Consider the following 1,622-nt stretch of genomic DNA (forward strand, 5'->3'; position numbering starts at 1 on the left):
GTTGGCGGCCCGGCCGCCGTGGCTCAGCAGGGGCTTATGCGCCGCCTCCTCCCCCGCCGAGCGGGTGAACAACAGAATGGCGACGGACAAGCTACACATACTCTAAAGAAACGGCCAGCCCGCGAAACCGCCCTCCCACGGCCCGCGGGGCGGCCGATGTACGGGCCCGGCGGCAATCCAGTTTGCAAAGGGCCGATATCGGCCAGACGGCTTCTGCAAGCGCCGGCCGGGCTACTGGCACAGCAGCGGGCAAGTAAGCGCAGCAGTGGGCCGCACGCAGCCAGCGCGCCGCAATTCTTAACCCGTCGAACGCCAACTCATTAGAATTTTCCTTGGCGCCGAGTGTTACGTTTATGTTAGCGCTTCGTAGTAGGGTCAAATACTTATTTTCTGACTTTACCCGAATTCTGTACATGCGCTCTTTCATTTTTACTCGCTTAGTGGCCGTGGCGCTGCTGCTGGGCAGCCTGCCGGCCTACGCGCAGCTGCCGGCCACTGCCCCCACCGACACCACTAAGAAATACGCCAACCCCACCGGTGTTTCGCCCGCTGGCAGCAAGCCGTTTTTCAAAAGCAAGCTGTTCAAAGCCGTAGCCATTCCGGCCGTGATGATAACCTACGGTGCCATCACGGCCACGGGCAATTCGGGCATCAACCAAAGCGCCCGGGACTTCACCCAGAAGCAGTTCCGGCCCGTGAGCACCACGCTCGACAACACGTTTATCTTCCTGCCCTACCTGGAGCTGGGGGCCGTGGCGCTGGCCGGGGTAGAGTCGCGCAACGACCGCATCAACACGCTGCTCATCATCGGCAAGGGCGAGCTTATTATGCTGGCCAGCACCTTCGCCGTGAAGTATCTGGCCAATGAAACCCGCCCGAACGGGGCTGATAACCTGTCGTTTCCGTCGGGCCACACGGCGCAGGCGTTTCTGGCGGCCAGCATCGTGCACACCGAGTTTCGCGACAAAAGCCAGTGGTACGGCGTGGGGGCCTATACAATTGCCACCAGCGTGGCCGCCCTGCGCATGATAAACGACAAGCATTGGCAGAGTGACGTGGTAGCCGGCGCGGGCTTCGGCATCCTCTCCGCCCACCTGGCCTACCTGAGCCACCGTAACCGCTGGGGCCGCAAAAGCATCGGCCGCGACATCGGCATGACGCCGGCTTACTTCGGCAATGGCGCAACCGGCGTATCGGTTTCGTGGCGGCCGAAGAAGTAACGGCACGGGCGAGAGACCTCACCCCCTTCCCCCCCTTTCCTTGGGGCGAGGGGCACCGGTCCGGACCAGATGATAAATCGAAAAAGAGGCCAGCGCGACGCGCTGGCCTCTTTTTCGATTTATCAGGTTTCACGTAATCAGCATTTCCGGTGCCCCCCTCACCAAGGAGAGGGGGTCAGGGGGTGAGGTTTCCGTCAGACCGCCTCTACCCACACCGGCACGGCCGACAGCGCCGCATTACCCGTCAGCTCATCGAGCCGCCGCTCATCCGTCAAATCGTTGATGCTGACGCCGGCGTGGGCTTGCGCCACCTCCAGCCGCGTGCCGGGGCGGGCGTGGCCGTAGCCGTGGGGCATGCTCACCACGCCGGGCATGAGGTTGGGCGTGATTTCGACGGGCAGC

Annotated in this window: 2 protein-coding genes; one reads left to right on the forward strand and one right to left on the reverse strand. The window is 62.9% G+C overall.

Annotation, left to right across the window (positions count from 1 at the left end; all coding sequences use genetic code 11):
• Nucleotides 1-413: 413 nt before the first annotated feature.
• Nucleotides 414-1,220 carry a phosphatase PAP2 family protein gene (locus ACYVDE_RS22105; protein ID WP_460503699.1) on the forward strand — a complete coding sequence of 269 codons (807 nt, stop codon included), beginning with the start codon at nucleotides 414-416 and terminating at the stop codon, nucleotides 1,218-1,220.
• Between the two features lie 194 nt (nucleotides 1,221-1,414).
• Here the strand turns inward: ACYVDE_RS22105 and ACYVDE_RS22110 are convergent.
• The coding region (locus ACYVDE_RS22110; protein ID WP_460503700.1) for a molybdopterin dinucleotide binding domain-containing protein at nucleotides 1,415-1,622 on the reverse strand (208 nt) is incomplete at its 5' end.

The organism is Hymenobacter agri, from assembly GCF_054778495.1.

Excerpts from the sequence above, each read along its gene's own strand:
- ACYVDE_RS22105 (WP_460503699.1), top strand. The coding sequence starts at position 414 with ATGCGCTCTTTCATTTTTACTCGCTTAGTGGCCGTGGCGCTGCTGCTG.